14 protein-coding genes and 1 pseudogene are annotated in these 14,831 nt (G+C 46.2%); 5 read left to right on the plus strand and 10 right to left on the minus strand.

What is annotated here, in order from left to right; translation table 11 throughout:
* Positions 1-30: 30 nt before the first annotated feature.
* The 10 genes from traW to LMH68_RS23030 form a co-directional block, all read right to left on the minus strand.
* Positions 31-762: a type-F conjugative transfer system protein TraW gene (gene traW, locus LMH68_RS22985; RefSeq protein ID WP_102488789.1), complete on the minus strand. Its 732-nt coding sequence runs from the start codon at positions 760-762 to the stop codon at positions 31-33.
* Positions 713-3,262, minus strand: coding sequence for a type IV secretion system protein TraC (gene traC / locus LMH68_RS22990; protein WP_229648361.1), 2,550 nt, complete (start codon positions 3,260-3,262; stop codon positions 713-715). The genes traW and traC overlap by 50 nt, the downstream gene beginning before the upstream one ends.
* A 150-nt stretch (positions 3,263-3,412) precedes the next feature.
* Entirely contained in the window at positions 3,413-3,808 is a 396-nt protein-coding gene (gene traV, locus LMH68_RS22995; protein WP_017104313.1) for a type IV conjugative transfer system lipoprotein TraV, read from the minus strand.
* Entirely contained in the window at positions 3,805-5,349 is a 1,545-nt protein-coding gene (locus tag LMH68_RS23000; protein WP_048666133.1) for a TrbI/VirB10 family protein, read from the minus strand. The genes traV and LMH68_RS23000 overlap by 4 nt, the downstream gene beginning before the upstream one ends.
* Positions 5,339-6,124, minus strand: a complete 786-nt coding sequence (gene traK, locus LMH68_RS23005; protein WP_017096434.1) for a type-F conjugative transfer system secretin TraK — start codon at positions 6,122-6,124, stop codon at positions 5,339-5,341. Before traK ends, LMH68_RS23000 begins: the two co-directional genes overlap by 11 nt.
* Positions 6,111-6,686 (minus strand): type IV conjugative transfer system protein TraE, encoded by a 576-nt coding sequence (gene traE / locus LMH68_RS23010; RefSeq protein WP_016800090.1) that lies wholly within the window; start codon positions 6,684-6,686, stop codon positions 6,111-6,113. Before traE ends, traK begins: the two co-directional genes overlap by 14 nt.
* 14 nt (positions 6,687-6,700) lie before the next feature.
* Positions 6,701-7,003, minus strand: a complete 303-nt coding sequence (traL, locus tag LMH68_RS23015) for a type IV conjugative transfer system protein TraL (RefSeq protein WP_016800089.1) — start codon at positions 7,001-7,003, stop codon at positions 6,701-6,703.
* A gap of 9 nt (positions 7,004-7,012) precedes the next feature.
* The gene (traA, locus tag LMH68_RS23020; RefSeq protein ID WP_016800088.1) at positions 7,013-7,300 is read right to left on the minus strand and encodes a type IV conjugative transfer system pilin TraA; all 288 of its coding nucleotides are present in this window, start codon (positions 7,298-7,300) and stop codon (positions 7,013-7,015) included.
* A gap of 175 nt (positions 7,301-7,475) precedes the next feature.
* Positions 7,476-7,844: a hypothetical protein gene (locus tag LMH68_RS23025; RefSeq protein WP_048660709.1), complete on the minus strand. Its 369-nt coding sequence runs from the start codon at positions 7,842-7,844 to the stop codon at positions 7,476-7,478.
* Positions 7,845-8,187: 343 nt separating this feature from the next.
* Complete coding sequence (locus LMH68_RS23030) at positions 8,188-8,367, minus strand: TraY domain-containing protein (protein WP_016800598.1); 180 nt, start codon at positions 8,365-8,367, stop codon at positions 8,188-8,190.
* A gap of 800 nt (positions 8,368-9,167) precedes the next feature.
* Between LMH68_RS23030 and LMH68_RS23035 the strand changes: the two genes are divergently transcribed.
* The 5 genes and pseudogenes from LMH68_RS23035 to LMH68_RS23055 all read left to right on the plus strand — a co-directional run.
* Positions 9,168-9,995 (plus strand): hypothetical protein, encoded by an 828-nt coding sequence (locus LMH68_RS23035; protein WP_102428374.1) that lies wholly within the window; start codon positions 9,168-9,170, stop codon positions 9,993-9,995.
* Between the two features lie 720 nt (positions 9,996-10,715).
* Positions 10,716-11,840, plus strand: coding sequence for a hypothetical protein (locus tag LMH68_RS23040; protein ID WP_102428375.1), 1,125 nt, complete (start codon positions 10,716-10,718; stop codon positions 11,838-11,840).
* Positions 11,841-12,098: 258 nt separating this feature from the next.
* A complete protein-coding gene (locus LMH68_RS23045; protein ID WP_017104238.1) occupies positions 12,099-12,677 on the plus strand; it encodes a DUF2913 family protein in 579 nt (192 codons plus the stop codon).
* An 840-nt stretch (positions 12,678-13,517) separates the two neighbouring features.
* Positions 13,518-13,931 carry an H-NS family nucleoid-associated regulatory protein gene (locus LMH68_RS23050; protein ID WP_069592252.1) on the plus strand — a complete coding sequence of 138 codons (414 nt, stop codon included), beginning with the start codon at positions 13,518-13,520 and terminating at the stop codon, positions 13,929-13,931.
* Between the two features lie 164 nt (positions 13,932-14,095).
* Positions 14,096-14,389: pseudogene (locus tag LMH68_RS23055) on the plus strand (ISNCY family transposase); the annotation flags it as partial.
* Positions 14,390-14,831: the final 442 nt, after the last annotated feature.

Raw genomic sequence — 14,831 nt, forward strand, 5'->3', positions numbered from 1 at the left:
GAGGTGCGCACTTCCAATGCGATGTCATTGTTATTGCTCTATCGCCAAGGGGTGCAAACCCGATACGTTCACCTCATCGATGCGCCAGCGCGTGCCTTCTTGGTAGGCAATCGCTGGGACGTGAGTAATGTTAAGCGATTGGGTTAAGTGGCCTTGCTGCGCAAAATACATTCTTGCGTCCAATAAGGTCGCCATTTTATTCGGGCTGCCTCCTGTCAGTACCCACTTGATTGGCTTGGCGTTTTGATACTCGCTAGCGAACCTTCGTTGCTGCGCGTCTCTGGCATCAAAAAAGACCAGCACCTTACTTAACTCAAATTGTGGTAGAACGTTTTGACCGTCGACCTTTGGCCAAGTGCGGGTATCAAAGGGGTTCACTCTGGTGCCCGCTTTGGCAATCACGGCTCCTGTAGTGGGGGCGATAATGTCTTTAGGGAGGGTGATGCTTGGGTCAACGTAAAAGGTGCGGGGGTTGATCGTGGTGGTTAAGCCTGCAACGGGCGGTGGGTTTTCAATGCTTTGCTTGGCGCGCTCCGTGAACTCGTTTTGCATGTCCGCTAATTGACCACTGGCCTCAAACCCTTTCAGTCTTTGGTCAATCCACTCCAGCATGTCAATCTCACCGATGGGGAAGATAGGGGCCACTTGGCCCAAGTTCTTTCCAGCGGCATTTGTCGTTGCCAGTCCAGCGACCAAAAGAAAAAGGGGGGATTTAAGCGCTCGCCCCAATGGCTTGATTAAAGGCGTCAATGTCTTTGCCATAAAAGTGCCTGGAGGTTTGCTCAATGGCGCGCTCCAGTGAGTGGCCTTGTTTATAAAGATTTTCACAATACTCAAACTCCTTAGGCTCGGTTGAGAACATGGCGCGTTTCACCGGAGAGGCGAAAAAGCGGTGATAGGTGACATGGCCACCCGCTTTGATGCGCGCACTGCTGTATCCCGCTTCGGCAGACGGAGCGAAACTTTTAATGAGGCGCTGCTCAAACGGTGAGAAGGCATCCGGGTTTTGGGTCAGATACTCATCAAACCCTTCCCCTTGACGAAGAATGATGTGGATATCGGAGTTGTTGTAGCAGGCTTTGGCTTCCTCGTTGCTAAAGAAGTCTTCAATCCCTTGAGTCACTGTACAAAAAGCGCCGCCGAACTTACGGGCGGTGCGATAACCGGTGTTGATGAACTCCCTCGCTTGCTCGTTTGCCCCAGAGAGGAGGCTCCAGGCTTCTTCAATGATGCACAGCTTTGGGGTAGAGCGAGAGCCAGCCAGGTACATCTGCTGGTTAATCGAAACCATCAACGCAAAAATCACGGGTCTGAGCACAGCAGGCGGAAACCCATCCAGCTCCAGCGTGGTGATTTCCACACTGGGGTCGAGCATGGAGGGCTTGTTGAACACATCTTTGTACATGCCGTCGGTGCAGAACTTTTTCAGTTGCACCGCAATGTCTTTGATGCGTCGGTCGCTTTCTTCTCCAGCAATCTCAATCAAGGCGTCTCTGACATCATCCACCAAGGCTTGATTACCTTTACGCTCCCATGCCGTCACTATCGCATCGCCTAAGACGCTTTGTTGAAACGCCGTCAGTGGGACGTAGGGTGACGCGATGGTGGCAAACAACGCCGTGATATTATCGAGCGCTTCCATCATGGGGTCGACCGGTCTACCGTCATCATCCACAAACTCAAACTCAGCACTTTGCATGGCGCCTAAATGCGTGAAGGGATTTAAGAAGATGTTGGCGTGCGTCATGTACGTCCCCCCAAGGCTGAGCGTCAATTTTTTATAGCTGGCCCCTTTATCGAGGATCCACACTTTACCGCCCATGGCGTAAACCGTTTCGGCAATCTCTTGAACCAGAAAGCTTTTCCCTGCGCCTGAGCCTCCGGTCAGAGCGATATTTTGGTTATCACTGCCACAGGTGAAAGGGTTAAAGAAAGAAATTTGCTGGCGCATCGTGGGCAGCAATACGCCGCCTTTTAACTGACAAAAATCCATGATGAGAGGGAAGAGGTTCACCAGATTAGAGCTTTTTAACGTGCGAACTCGGCCGGCTTTTTTACAATCGCCCCACAACCCTTCGCTCATCATAAAAGGCAACGTTGAAAGCAGCGCTTGTGGCTGATTCATTTTCAGGGGAATGATATCAAGGCCAGCATGGCTGAATGACTCCTTCGCCGCTTGGGTGTCTTTTTTCTGGTGGGTCTTATCGGTAAACAGGGAGACCGTGAGTACCATAGACGCAATGGTAAACTCTTTAGACAACAGACCTTTTTGTAGGGCTTTTCGCTCTTTGAGCTCATCTTCCGCTGTTGGAGCCAGCAGCGCCATTTGGCTGTTCACCGTCTTGGTTAAGTCTTTTATCTTATTATCGTTATCCGCATTTTGCTTACCGGTTGGCTCATTACGAAAGCTCAACGTGACGCGGTGAGGGCAAGTGATATTACGAGAAACGTTGCGAAGAGAAGAAAAGGCCTCAGGTAAGGCGTACAAGCGATAATCCCCAGGCAGACGAGAAAGTCCCAAATTGACCAGCCGTGTGCGCACCTCCTCCCCTTGGTCATTGGTATGACGGGTGGCGATATGGCCACGATGCGTTAACGCTTCGGTATCGGGAGAGAGGGCTTGCAGGTTCAAAGGCTCTAACGGGTTGTAGCCTTTTTCCTTTGGCCGGTCTTGTCGTTTATCAAAGTTTAAGATATCACTCACATCGGTCAGCAACATCTCAGGCGTGACGGGCAGTAAATCAAAACCAAGCTGCGCCAGTCCTGTCTCTAGAGTCATTCGCGCATCAAGCAGCTCTTGTGGGTCTTTTTCCGTGGTGGAGACAAAAAAGAACGCGTCGTAATCGCGCAAATCAAAGCGATTGTTTTTTTGTCGGTGTAAAAAACCGTGCTGCGCGGCGTAGTGGGCGTAAATGGCGTCATCGTTAGCCAGCTTCTGGCAGATACCGCCTCGCTGACTGAGTAGAGCTTGGTTTCCTTCGAGATAGTGCGCCACTCGGTTGTGACCAAACAGCTGCACTTGATAGTCCCATTTATCCCCTGCTGGCAAATCCCCCATGAGGTGGCTTAACGACTGAATTAAATCGTCGTTAGCGCCCCCAAGGACACTGATTTTAAAGCCAAAACCGCGAGAGTGGGGATTGTCGAACACCCGCTCAATGGGATCGTAATCTCGATACGGCAGTTCATGGTGAAGGTGGTTTTGGGCTTGCTTGGCCTCTTGAAATAAGGCGGATAAGCCACTGCGTGAGGAGGAAAACATGGGGGATCCCTTTTTCTATTTTAATGTTAGGGGGCGTGACACAATCTTGGACCGCTTGATGGATTCCCCCCTCATTGAGAGAAGGCTGAGACTGAATGTCGCGCGCCCATGATAAAAATGATGTTTAAGCTTCGTTTCTTTTTTTCCTAATCAATCTTTCCAAATCGCGCGCGCAGGGCGCCCAGACCAACGGCTATCGTCTAAGACAAAGTAAACATCCATCGTATCGATGTAGTGATTGTCTTTGTCGATGAAAGGGAAGACGGTGAGTTTTTTAACGTCTTCTTGGCTTCGCTCTGGCTCCCCCTCTCGATTGCGCCTTGGCAGTAAGGTAAAGGCGGAAGGTGGGGCGAGACGCGCTTGAGAAGAGACCGTGGCGTTACCACTGCCTCCGGTATAACCGTATAGGTTGTCTCGAACTTCGTTCATGGTGACGCAACCTGAAACGCCGCCGACCTGATCGCAACTGTATTCGCTCTCAAAGCCCGCGCTACAACCGGTCAGACCTAAGAGTATCGATAGTGAAAACAAAGCGTGCCTATTCATGGTGATTCCTCACGCCCAAAGCCCACGCGGCTTAACCCTTGTTGGGTGATTTTTTGCGCTAAAGGGTTGATGGGGGCGGTTTGAGTGGTTGGTGGAAGAGAGGGGGTGTTGGTAATGACATCTAACAGTTGATTGCTGTTGGAGACTTGCTCACGCTGCTCATTCATACGCGTTTCGTATTCATCGGCCAGCAATGGATCTAATGGAAAGCCTTCCAAAAAGACAATATTGACGATGGCACCAGGATTGACTTCCACTATCGGATGATAGAGTTCGGCCAGTTTGATGTAGTAGTCCGCCAATTTGCTGCCAACGCTCTCCGTGGCGCCGCCAAGCAGATTCAAGCCAATTTTATCGCTGTTGATGCTTTGACTTGGGCCGAGCGCCGTCGGTGTCGTGGTTTGTGCCAGCGCTTTACCTGCATCCCCTACGCCTTGCAAGATCCCCGCAATGCCGGCCATTTGAACGATCTTACCGTTTTTCAAAATGGTGGTACCGCGAATACCATTGCGACCAAAGTTAAACACGGTCGCATTGACGGGGATATCGAGAATATCGCCATTGGGTTGTATGCAGCTCATTCTACTGGTGCGAGCGACGCCGCGGCTGGATGAGATCTCACCGTAGACGGCGCCGGTGATCGTGCAATCCTTCAATTTAGAGGCCTGACCGTTGGGTAAGACCCCCTGATTGACTGTCTGAAAGACAATCGGTGAGGTATCCCCTTGTCCAGAGACGCCCCCATTAGCATCAGCGCCGCCGGTAATTACGGCGGTCACAAAGGTGCCGGTTGGCACGTAGTTATCGGTCGTGCGACGGGATTGTTTCTCCTCGACACTGGCTTGCCAGTGAAATTCAAAGCTATCAAAGGCATCACCACTAAAGGCCACATCATCTTGCTCTTGGTACTGGAACTCATTCACCTTGGCGTTATCCATGTTGCTATTAATGGCCGGTCTTGGGGGCAGTTTGTATTGGCCAAAGGTGTCTCCTTGGTTGGTCTCGATGCCGTGTTGAGTCGAAGGATCGCCTGCCTTGAGGGTTGAGGCTAATTGCGTCTCAAGCTGCGCCTTGAGCGCGTCAACTTCATCGAGCTTTTGTTGCATCTGCTGCTCAAGCTCTGTCAGTTGCGATTTTGTATCGCGCTCATTGGCCTTTTTAATGTTCTCTAACTCAGAGGTTAAGCTTTGTCCAAAGCGACTTAATGTGCCTTCAAACCGCGCTAAGCTTTGTTCTATTTGGTTGATTTTGTCTTGTTGAAACGTCAGGGCGGACTGGTTGTCTTTGTCGGTAAAATCATCGGTGACGACAGCGCCAAATCCGACATCTTGAATGCCCTTGCTTGGCGCTTGGGGAGACAGTGTTAACCGCCAAACAACAAAAGCCAGGGCGGTCAATATCAGCAATACCGTGAGCGTAATGGTGCGATTGCGCTTTCTTGTCACGGCATTGATCGTGCCGCCGTCTTCAAAGTCCCCGTCGGTGTCTTTGAAGACGCGTTTCTTAAAACGGCCCAAGGCGTCTTTTTGTTTATCGAGCATGGGTGGCGCCTCCTCCAGTAATGAGATAGAGCGTGGTAGTTTGCCCAGGTTTTAATTGATAGGCATCGAGCGCGGCTGAGCGTGCGGAATAGCTGTAGAACTGCGCGGTGGTCAGCGCCATGTCACTGCGGCTTTGATTTTTGAGCTGATAAACCACCCCAGAATAATGACGGCCCACGAAGACCGTTTGAGGGATGATGGCCAGTGACGCTTCATCTTTGGGTAAGGTTTTGGGGTCAACGTCGTGACGTTTAAAACCAGCAATGGGAGCGCCATCATGGACAAAACGTATCATGGCTTTGGTGAGCGCTGTCATGGCGGCGGGATAATCCGCCGCCTGCTCAATCGGGCTTTGCTGCTCTTTGTAATTTTGCGACCAAACAAACTCCGTGACCAAAGATGGTGTAGCTTTGGGGGTAATAAACAGCGCAAACAATCGCCCTTTCTCTGTCGTCAGGTGCGCGGTAAACGGTAAGGGAAGGTTAATTTTTAAGGTGATGGAGCCGGAAGCGTCTTTTTGGTTGCCCGTTGAGGTGCAAAACCCTTTCGGGCAGACGATCGAAATAATACGGTCATTGTTGACCAGTAAACGGTTCACGTTAATGGAAGAGAGTGACAAGGGGATCGTGTCGCCTTCGTCAAACTCATAGCTCACCATGGCGGCATTTTCAGCCAGGGCAAAAGAGGGGATGAAAAAGACCACCCAAAGCGCGATGGATAAAAAATAAGGGTGCCATTGCTGCGATGGGGTGAATGATTGCTCATAAAGATTCATCGGTGTTGACCTCGACTTCTTCAATGGAGAGTAAACCTATGACGCCTTGGTCATAGCTAAAGTTGACTTGATACCACTTCATCTCCGGATCTAGTGCGCGTTGGCCTACGTGCTTTTGGAGTTTCCCGTAGAGTTGTACTTGGAGAGTGTCGAGAGAAATTCGGACCAACTCGACAGAAAATTGGCTGCTGATGTTATCTTTTTTAACCACCGTGGCTTCTCGAAGCAGCTTAGGTTGAACGTTGTACCAGCTTGTCTCGTCTAAATATTCAAGTAACTGACCAAACTGACGTCCAACGCTTGCCGGCGTGATGTTGAGTTTCAGGTAGAGAAGATAATCCGCCATTTGCTCAAGATAAGGTTCATCGACCGCGCCATCCGAAACCGTAAAGGCTTGAGAGAGGGTGGGCGGGACTAGGGTTCGGCTTTGATGGGTAAGGGCTTGATAACTGGTGTAACCCAACACCAGGTTAGTGATAAGCATAACAAGAAAGCCTGCACTCAAAAAAAGATTGAGGAGGCTTTTGACGGCCAGCTTATCCCGTTTAACAAACGGATCCATGATGAAGGGTCTCCTTAGAAAATCCAGTAACGACGACAGGCTGAGGGGGTACGCTTAAAGAGGGTGGGATGGACAAAGGAAGCCCCCCACCAATAAAGTGACAGGGTAACTATGTTGTCACCGTATTGCGCTTTGATGTAACGTAATCCCCCAAACCAAGCCAGCGATAACGTCAGCCCTATCATTTCGTGTTTAAGCCAGAATGAGAGGCCAAAAATGCAGAGGGCAGGCACGAGTTCATCAACTGGGAACCCGAGCCAGCGACGACCTTTGTTCATGTGTTTTGGAATAGAAAAAAACTGATGAGGGTCTTCCATTGTGACTCCTTAGCCTAAGCCGACGAGTGGTGCTCCAACATTCCACAAGACTGAGCCGCCAATGAACCCGCCAACGGCCGCAAACCAGTTACGGCTCATCAGTCCAGTGACGACCGCCCCCGCAAGCCCAGTCCCCAGCATCGCGGTTTCAACCGCAGAGCCTTTGCCCGCCGAGTCTTTCATGGCTTGTTTACCTGACGCGAAGATATCGGCAGCCAGAGCGGGCTGAGTGATAAGAAGTGTCGAGACAGCAACGCCAAGCCCGACAAGGAGGGTGCGCTGGGTGCGTTTTTTCATAATAAATATCCTTATTGAGTGATAAATTTATCAAGTGTTTGGTCATGATGGAGTAAAAGACCTCCTTGCCTGAGAAGCTGGGAAGAAGGGTTAGGTTGTCCTAGGCAGACCGTGCAACGTGCAAATTAAACGGCGCGTGGGGAGAAAGGTTAAAATCGACAGGTATAGGCACGCATCATAAAGAAAACAGAGAAGATTTCGCGTACTTCAAACCGCGATTACGACTCACATGTTGCTTCCAATTTTGAGCGCTAATGATGGTGTTCTTAAGCTTCCGATAACGTTTTTTACAAGCATTCTTTGAAGCTGGGAGAGTGAGACGGTTAACTGATTGAACTTGTTTTTGAACCGCAACAAAATGAACACCCTTCCAATAGAAAGGGAATGAAAGGTGTCCAGTAAAAGACAGTAAGGCGGCAAACGCCATGTGTTCACGCCCGACCGTTCCCAGTTCTTTGACGCTGACAAAATCCCCTTGTTCAACAAAGTGGCCTAATACATTCGCCGCCTCATCTGTACGACAATGTCCGTAGATAATCTGCATCGTTCACACTCCTTTTTAGGACATTGTTTTGTTCTTTTAAAAAAGCAAAACAATGGGCTCTCTTTCAAGAGCCGTGCTACAAACTGGCTTGAGCATTCTTGTAGTAGAATGCGCACATCCAAAGGGTGTGGTGTCTGGTATTCCCAAGTAACTCTATTTCACCACTCAACCAGCGTGCTTAATTGAGTAGAAAAACAGCCTTGGACGTCGCCCCAGAGAGGGCTCCTGAATTTGTTAGGCATATTACGCAGGCCTGCGCCCCTCTGCGGCGCTTTTTGCAATCGTGAAGGCAGCCCACCTTCGAGGCCATCTGAAATAAGATCTCAGACGGCAATATCATTCGTTACAGCGACCAATTGGGAAAACGTTTGAGATGATCTTCTAATCGAAGTTTCCCTTCGCGCTTTTTGGCCCGTTCTGCTCTTTTCGCCGATAGCGTTAACGTTTTATTCGCGTTTGCTGAAAGACTAAAAGCGATACCGACTTCCTTGTTATCAACCCTACATTCTGATTTCAAATTCATACAAAATCCTTTTCAATTAAGAAAAACCGAAACGACCGAGTTCAAACTGAAATATCGCTGAACCCTCTAATCGTTCAAAAGTGACCCAGAATTATTAAACTTATTTGCTTTTGTGATGGGCCTCTCAATCTTGCAATTTAACATAACAAATATAATGCGTAACCAAAAATAGCAGATAAATAACAATGAGATAACAAATAACCTTGAAAAATTTATAGCACATCAAAGAATCCCAATAAAAATAATTAATGGATTAATTATTTAAAATTAAAAACAAAGGCAACGTTAAATTTAATAAAATAACCATTAAAATCAAAAGTTTAATTTGGTGCGTATTATATTTGTTATGTTAAGGGAAAAATCCCAAGGCACACTTAGCGTTTGAAATATCAGGCGACGACACGCTATACTTACCTGAGGTCTATAAGGTTAAAACACACGACATTGCTTACTCCTGTAGTGTCCAATGTCGTGTGTTTTTTCTAGGATTTAGAGTGTGTTAGAGGTGGTACTCTGACTATATAGCACTCGCAAAAAAGCCGACTTTCCAAGAGTAGTCGGCTTTTTTGTGTCTAAAAAACCGGCATTTGATTTCTTTTCCCGGTTGAGATAGGTTGAAATTTCACCGTTTGGACGGCCAATCCAAACACCCCAAAAACCTCTTGGACTTCAAAATATGACGCATTTGACTCAGCCTTGGCTTGGGCTAACGCTCAGGAGAATCCACTTTCTGCCTAACACCGCCTTTTTTGTCCCTCAGGATGAAGCGAGGTGTGTTTTAAACGTGGACGGTGAGTCTTATGAAAACGTTTAGCTCCTCCCCTCCCCCGTTCGATAAATCGAGTTACGATGCGCAGTATCGCTGTAAGCGTAAGGCTCGCAAACTGGATTTGATTGAATTGTATCAACGCGTCATTGAAGAAGAGAACGCGCGGAACCCTAAGACGCCTTTTGAGATCGGATTTAAGTCTCGCCGGTTGCTCCGAAGCGGTAAGGTAGAAACCCTGCCGCCAGAATACGCGCGGATCTTAAAAGGGTGTGAAGAATTTATTACCAACCCCAATCGTTTCCCGTCACTCAATGCATGGGGCGGTGAAGCGGTGAATAATGTCCAATGTCGCACCTTAATTGCGAAAGTATTAGCGTGCACTCTGCCGAACACAGACCTCATTGGCGGGCGCATCGGTTTGCCCACCGAAGCGGGATTGAAAACCATCAGCTACGACCAGCTTCAAGAAGATTATGCGTTGCGCTTTGGAGAGTTTATTTCGCCGAAGTCCTTTGCTAAAGCGGTGAAGTATCTAAAGCGTGCCAGCTATTTTCACAGTGAGCGGATCAATGTGTGTGTCGACCAAGACGAAGGGACGATACGCAGTGCACCCGCGTACAAACAGTTTACACCTCGCTTCTTTAATGACTTAAAAGTCGTGCGTTACACCAACATCAGCGAATTGATCCTCGCAACACGGGAACGCCAGACAAAAAAAGGACTGAGCTTTCAATGGCTCTCTTTCCGTAAGATAGCGTCAGGGATACAAGAGATCTTCAATGCGTCAACGTTAAACACCTATGCGCAATCAACCTCAGCCTTCTTTAGTGAGTATCAACCGGACCTGGCCCCTAATTAAAAAGACACGTTCGTCTCCGCGAAGGCGGAGGGATCAGCACGTCTGAACCTTAGCCTACCCTGCTCTATCTCTCATTTTTCTGGTTTCTCCCAACAGGTTATTCAGGGTTATCTTGCGCACGCAGTCTCATTCGGAAGGGATTTCTCTATTCACGGTTTTTTATAAGAAAGGCCGTGCAAGAAAGGAAGGATAAAAAAGACCGCTACAATGGCCATCAATAAGGGGCTGCGCTTATGAACACTACGTATAAAGATAAATAATTAAATCAATAGAAAAATAAATACTTAAGGACAAGCAAAAAAAACGGCGCGGCAACCTTCTTTTGTCATACGACAGGGACCTTCTTCGATTAAACGCTGAGTCAGGTGGCTCCCTTTCATCATCTCCTTACTTAACGTCCACCTTCATCCGGATGGTATGGCTTAGCAGGGCGAGGGTTTTTAGTGCTGTCAATATTGCAGCCTAAAAAGAGCAGTATGGCGCTGTGAGAGGCTTTCTTCTTAATTTCATTAAATGGTCACGGTTCTTATTCAGCCGCTTAAGCTTACTGCTTTACAAAATGAATGGCCCCTTGAATACTAAGATTAGCGTTTCGATTTATCAGCGTCAGAGGGTAATTCAAACTCAAGGAACATAAATTAGTATTACTTCGAGGTGTTTCTCTTCTTACGCTGTTAGCCTAGAAAAACACATGGGTTACTAGAAGAGAAAAGGACGGATATGACACTTCCTATTTTTCACTCAAACAACGTTCCACATTCTCAGTCGGATTATTTATCTGAGCTCTGGAGGAAGATTGAAAAAAATGAACGGCGTAATCAAAAGGCCGAGATCAAGGTCAATCAGCTTTTTTCTGAATACAAAGATAAACTGACTCCCTATGATAAAAAGCTCGACCATCTTCACTGTGCCTGGGTTAAGCACTTGATGTCATTTTTGACCTCAAAAAAACTCAAAACCAATATCCGCAATCGCTTGATGCAAGCGATTGAACAGGAGTTAATTGACTTGCTTGATCGCCCTTTTATCAATGATAGAGACAAAGTCGAGGCGTTATGCGAAGAGTATGAAACCTATCATAATAAAGTATTTCAGAAAGAGAAACAGCAAGCGCTCAATGCAGCTTGTCGAGAATTTGAAAACGGCATGAAGGAGATGTTCGGCGCTGATATTGATTTACCCCACAAAAAAATCCGTGAAATTCTGGCTTCTGGTGATCCATTCGCCATTGAAGCTTTTATCAGTGCCTTATGGGCCTCTTTTGTTAAACATAATAACGACTCATTTTCACCACGAGCCCAAAATGAGGACGATTGGGACGATTTTGAATTCGATTATTTTGAGAGTGAAGACGACGACGCGCTTAACATCAAAGAAATGTTCCGAGGTACTCAACTCAACAAAATGTACAAACGCATTGCGAGTGTTATCCATCCAGATAAAGAGTCTGACCCGTTAAAGAAAGAAGAGAAACATCGTTTAATGCAGAAACTGGCGGTGGCCAAACGAGAGAATGATGTGATGACCTTAGTCCGAATGCTGACAGAATATGTCCCCGATTCTGAGCACCTTCTTGATGAAACAACTTTAGTGAGAATGGAGCATTTGCTCGAAATGAAGCTCCTGGATTTAAATCGGGCCCACCGTGACATCTTTAGCCAACAAGGAGTTAAGTCTCAAGTCTGGAGACAATTCTCAGCACCAAGCAAGAAGAAGACGCAAGCCAAAATGGAAAAGTATCTTAAAATGATTGATGATTCGATAGTCTCGCTTGAAAAAAGAATAAGAAAAGTTAACAGTATCAATCAATTAAAAAAATATTTAGGATCTCTTACCTTCTATTGATTCTGTGTCTAGAAAAGAGGCTTAATCATGGTGGTTTAAGAGGTTCGAAATACCGCTTGCTCACCCTTCGACTGGCTTCGCCAGCTACGGGATTGCGACGAGCGGTGCCATTAAAGTTTGAGCAGGTATATGTTCGCGTTTCCCGTTAATTTTTGAATGCGCCTTATTATTTAAGCCTTAATACACGCTGATTACGCACTCAATTTAAAATCGTGAAAAACAGCTAGGAAGCTTCAATTAAAGAGAAAGAATAAATTCATGAGTCGAAACCTTAAGCACTATCAAGCCCTTGATGAGATCGTGACGAATGCGCTTCTCGCACTGTATTTAACCATGAGTCAACAAGGTGGATATTGGACAACGAAAATAAGAAATGAACTGTTGGTAAAATTCATCAAACCAAAAGTAAAACGGCCTCAGTTCTCGACATGTAAAAATGAACTCAAAACCATGCTCAGTATTGGCCGAAGTGTAACAGGCAACCTCGAACAAAAAATGTGGGAGGTAAATCAACTGAATCTCGGGTATCAAGCCAAGTTCTCACAGGCTGATGAACTCTATATCATGTTAACGGAATTATTTGAGCAGCATCAGTTTCCAACTATGTTGGAAGACCCCACAAAAGAAATGGAACGAGATACTCTTTACATGAAAGAAAAAAGCATAGAGCAAGGGTTTGATGAAGACAATAACCAGATAAAACCCCTGGCTATGACGGTGAAAACCCATCGGTTGGAAGCGTTAATTGAAGCGCTAAAAGCCAAAGGCTTTTATCGCGTTGAAGTTGACTCTGAAGAGAAAGATGAAGTCATTCACCTTTTATTGCACCGAGAGTGATAACGATTATACGATTGAATAGTGCCTTTCTATTTCTCGGTTTTACCTTGGGTAGACAATGTCCGACTAAATACCCATCTTCAACCTTGACTGAAAGCTTTCCCATATGACAACGCACCCAAAGCCAGTCTGACCAAATAGGTCATAAAGAGAGAGCTTTTCAATACGCAACTCTGGCTTACGCATGAACCTTTTAAAATTGGCATTAGCTAGGCTAGGTTTGCGCATAGGGTCCAATTCTCTTCTTCATTTTTCCACCTAAATCCGGATTTAGGTCTAGTATAATATACTGCGATACTCACCTTGTGACACGGAGCCTTCCATCCTAGTGGTAGGTGAAAATTTCACCCAAACCTTACGGACGCCAGTTTTCAATGCAGAGACACAATAAGAGTTTAGGACTATTCATACTTTTCTTTATGCAGACACATGCAATAATCAACATGCTATGACGAGGCTGATGGTTATATGAGATGTTCCGAAATACCCCCTTTGCTCTACATGGTTACTGAAACTCAACTTGAGAGTGCTCTATCCTCTATAGCCATCAATAACTTGCATATTTACTGTGCGTTTACTCATGAAAGTTTGAACACTAAATTAATCAAAGATATTCAGTACAGCCACTTTAAATCCATAAGCTTTAGCGACGCTCGAACTATTTACCCTAAAAAAGCATCATTCTCGGATGAAGATAGGCAATAACTCATTGATATTTAGAAAAATATGCCTAAGAGGGAATATTCACAACGCTATTTTTGGAGAAAACGTGTTTCGACAATTTTTGTGTATCTTATTGATTTGTAATATTATCTCAATTTAAATGTAAATGGACTCAACATGACCGAAATGATAAAAACTTTACTTAATATCCGCTCGCTTCGTGCGTTCTCTCGTGAATTAACACTTGAGGAACTTGAAGAAGCACTGAATAAGTTAACGACCGTCTTTCTTGAACGCCAAGAGAGCGAAGAAGTAGAGCGCGAAGCTCGTGCTGAACAAGAATCCAAAGTCGCTGAAATCGCAAAGCAAATCAAGGTCGATGGTGTTAATATTGAAGCTCTTATAGAAGCTCTAGCAGGTCAATCAAAGAATAAAATAAAAGGTAAACGTAAGCCTCGCCTTGCTAAATATAGTTACACAGACGGGAACGGCATAGAAAAAACCTGGACCGGTCAAGGTCGCACCCCTTCCATAATTCAAGAACAGCTTGATGCTGGAAAATCAATTGAGGATTTCTTGATCGCGAAATAGTCGCTTCTTTCAAAACCCTCACTACACCCCCCTCAATTAAGAGGCCCAGAATTCATATAGAAACTAACAGAGCCCTTGTTTAGGTTAGTTTCTATAGGGCAGTCAGCTCACTTTAAATATCTCTCCCATTGGCCAATCTTAAAATGAATGCGTGAACAGAAATCAACCTAGAGGCGTTAATTACGTCACTGGCCTCATCAGTACCGAAACACGAGAAAACACTTATGACTATTGCAGAACAATTGCGCCAACAAGGCGAGCAACGTGGCCGCCAAGAAGGACGCCAAGAAGGACGCCAAGAAGGACGCCAAGAAGGTCGCCAAGAAGGACGCCAAGAAGGTCGCCAAGAAGCCCTCAAGGAGATGGCGCACAAGATGATGCTTAATGGTCTAGATCAGGAAGCCATTATGGATGTCACAGGATTGAATAAAGACGAACTAGCACAACTTTCTCATTAGCCGAGCAAGTAAATGGCCATCAATAAAGGACTGCGCGTGGGGAGATAAATAGTTAAATCAATAAAAAATAAGGATAAGAAAAAAAAACGGCGCGGGCACTTTCTTTTGTCATACGACAGGTCCCTTCTTCGATTAAACGCGGAGTCATGTGGAACCCTTTCATCACCTTCCCACTTAACGTCCACCTTCATCCGGATGGTATGACGTTGTACGAAACTTTTAGACTTTTCCTACCCATCGGCCTTATTGTTATCATATTCAGGTACTAATTGAGTGAGGGGAATTATCGCCTCACCCAACTTTCATTGTGACAACGTCATAAAAAAGACCGAAAGACTAAGGTTATTACCTTCCTTGAAGCCCTTATATAACGTTCTGGTCAAAGTTTTATAAAATATTCAACGTTTTACTGCCCACTTTTAAATCGACTCTCTTTATACCC

Source organism: Vibrio sp. F13 (genome assembly GCF_020806305.2).
GTDB lineage: Bacteria > Pseudomonadota > Gammaproteobacteria > Enterobacterales > Vibrionaceae > Vibrio > Vibrio crassostreae_C.

Excerpts from the sequence above, each read along its gene's own strand:
- traW (WP_102488789.1), bottom strand. The coding sequence starts at position 762 with ATGGCAAAGACATTGACGCCTTTAATCAAGCCATTGGGGCGAGCGCTT.
- traC (WP_229648361.1), bottom strand. The coding sequence starts at position 3,262 with ATGTTTTCCTCCTCACGCAGTGGCTTATCCGCCTTATTTCAAGAGGCC.
- traV (WP_017104313.1), bottom strand. The coding sequence starts at position 3,808 with ATGAATAGGCACGCTTTGTTTTCACTATCGATACTCTTAGGTCTGACC.
- LMH68_RS23000 (WP_048666133.1), bottom strand. The coding sequence starts at position 5,349 with ATGCTCGATAAACAAAAAGACGCCTTGGGCCGTTTTAAGAAACGCGTC.
- traK (WP_017096434.1), bottom strand. The coding sequence starts at position 6,124 with ATGAATCTTTATGAGCAATCATTCACCCCATCGCAGCAATGGCACCCT.
- traE (WP_016800090.1), bottom strand. The coding sequence starts at position 6,686 with ATGGATCCGTTTGTTAAACGGGATAAGCTGGCCGTCAAAAGCCTCCTC.
- traL (WP_016800089.1), bottom strand. The coding sequence starts at position 7,003 with ATGGAAGACCCTCATCAGTTTTTTTCTATTCCAAAACACATGAACAAA.
- traA (WP_016800088.1), bottom strand. The coding sequence starts at position 7,300 with ATGAAAAAACGCACCCAGCGCACCCTCCTTGTCGGGCTTGGCGTTGCT.
- LMH68_RS23025 (WP_048660709.1), bottom strand. The coding sequence starts at position 7,844 with ATGCAGATTATCTACGGACATTGTCGTACAGATGAGGCGGCGAATGTA.
- LMH68_RS23030 (WP_016800598.1), bottom strand. The coding sequence starts at position 8,367 with ATGAATTTGAAATCAGAATGTAGGGTTGATAACAAGGAAGTCGGTATC.
- LMH68_RS23035 (WP_102428374.1), top strand. The coding sequence starts at position 9,168 with ATGAAAACGTTTAGCTCCTCCCCTCCCCCGTTCGATAAATCGAGTTAC.
- LMH68_RS23040 (WP_102428375.1), top strand. The coding sequence starts at position 10,716 with ATGACACTTCCTATTTTTCACTCAAACAACGTTCCACATTCTCAGTCG.
- LMH68_RS23045 (WP_017104238.1), top strand. The coding sequence starts at position 12,099 with ATGAGTCGAAACCTTAAGCACTATCAAGCCCTTGATGAGATCGTGACG.
- LMH68_RS23050 (WP_069592252.1), top strand. The coding sequence starts at position 13,518 with ATGACCGAAATGATAAAAACTTTACTTAATATCCGCTCGCTTCGTGCG.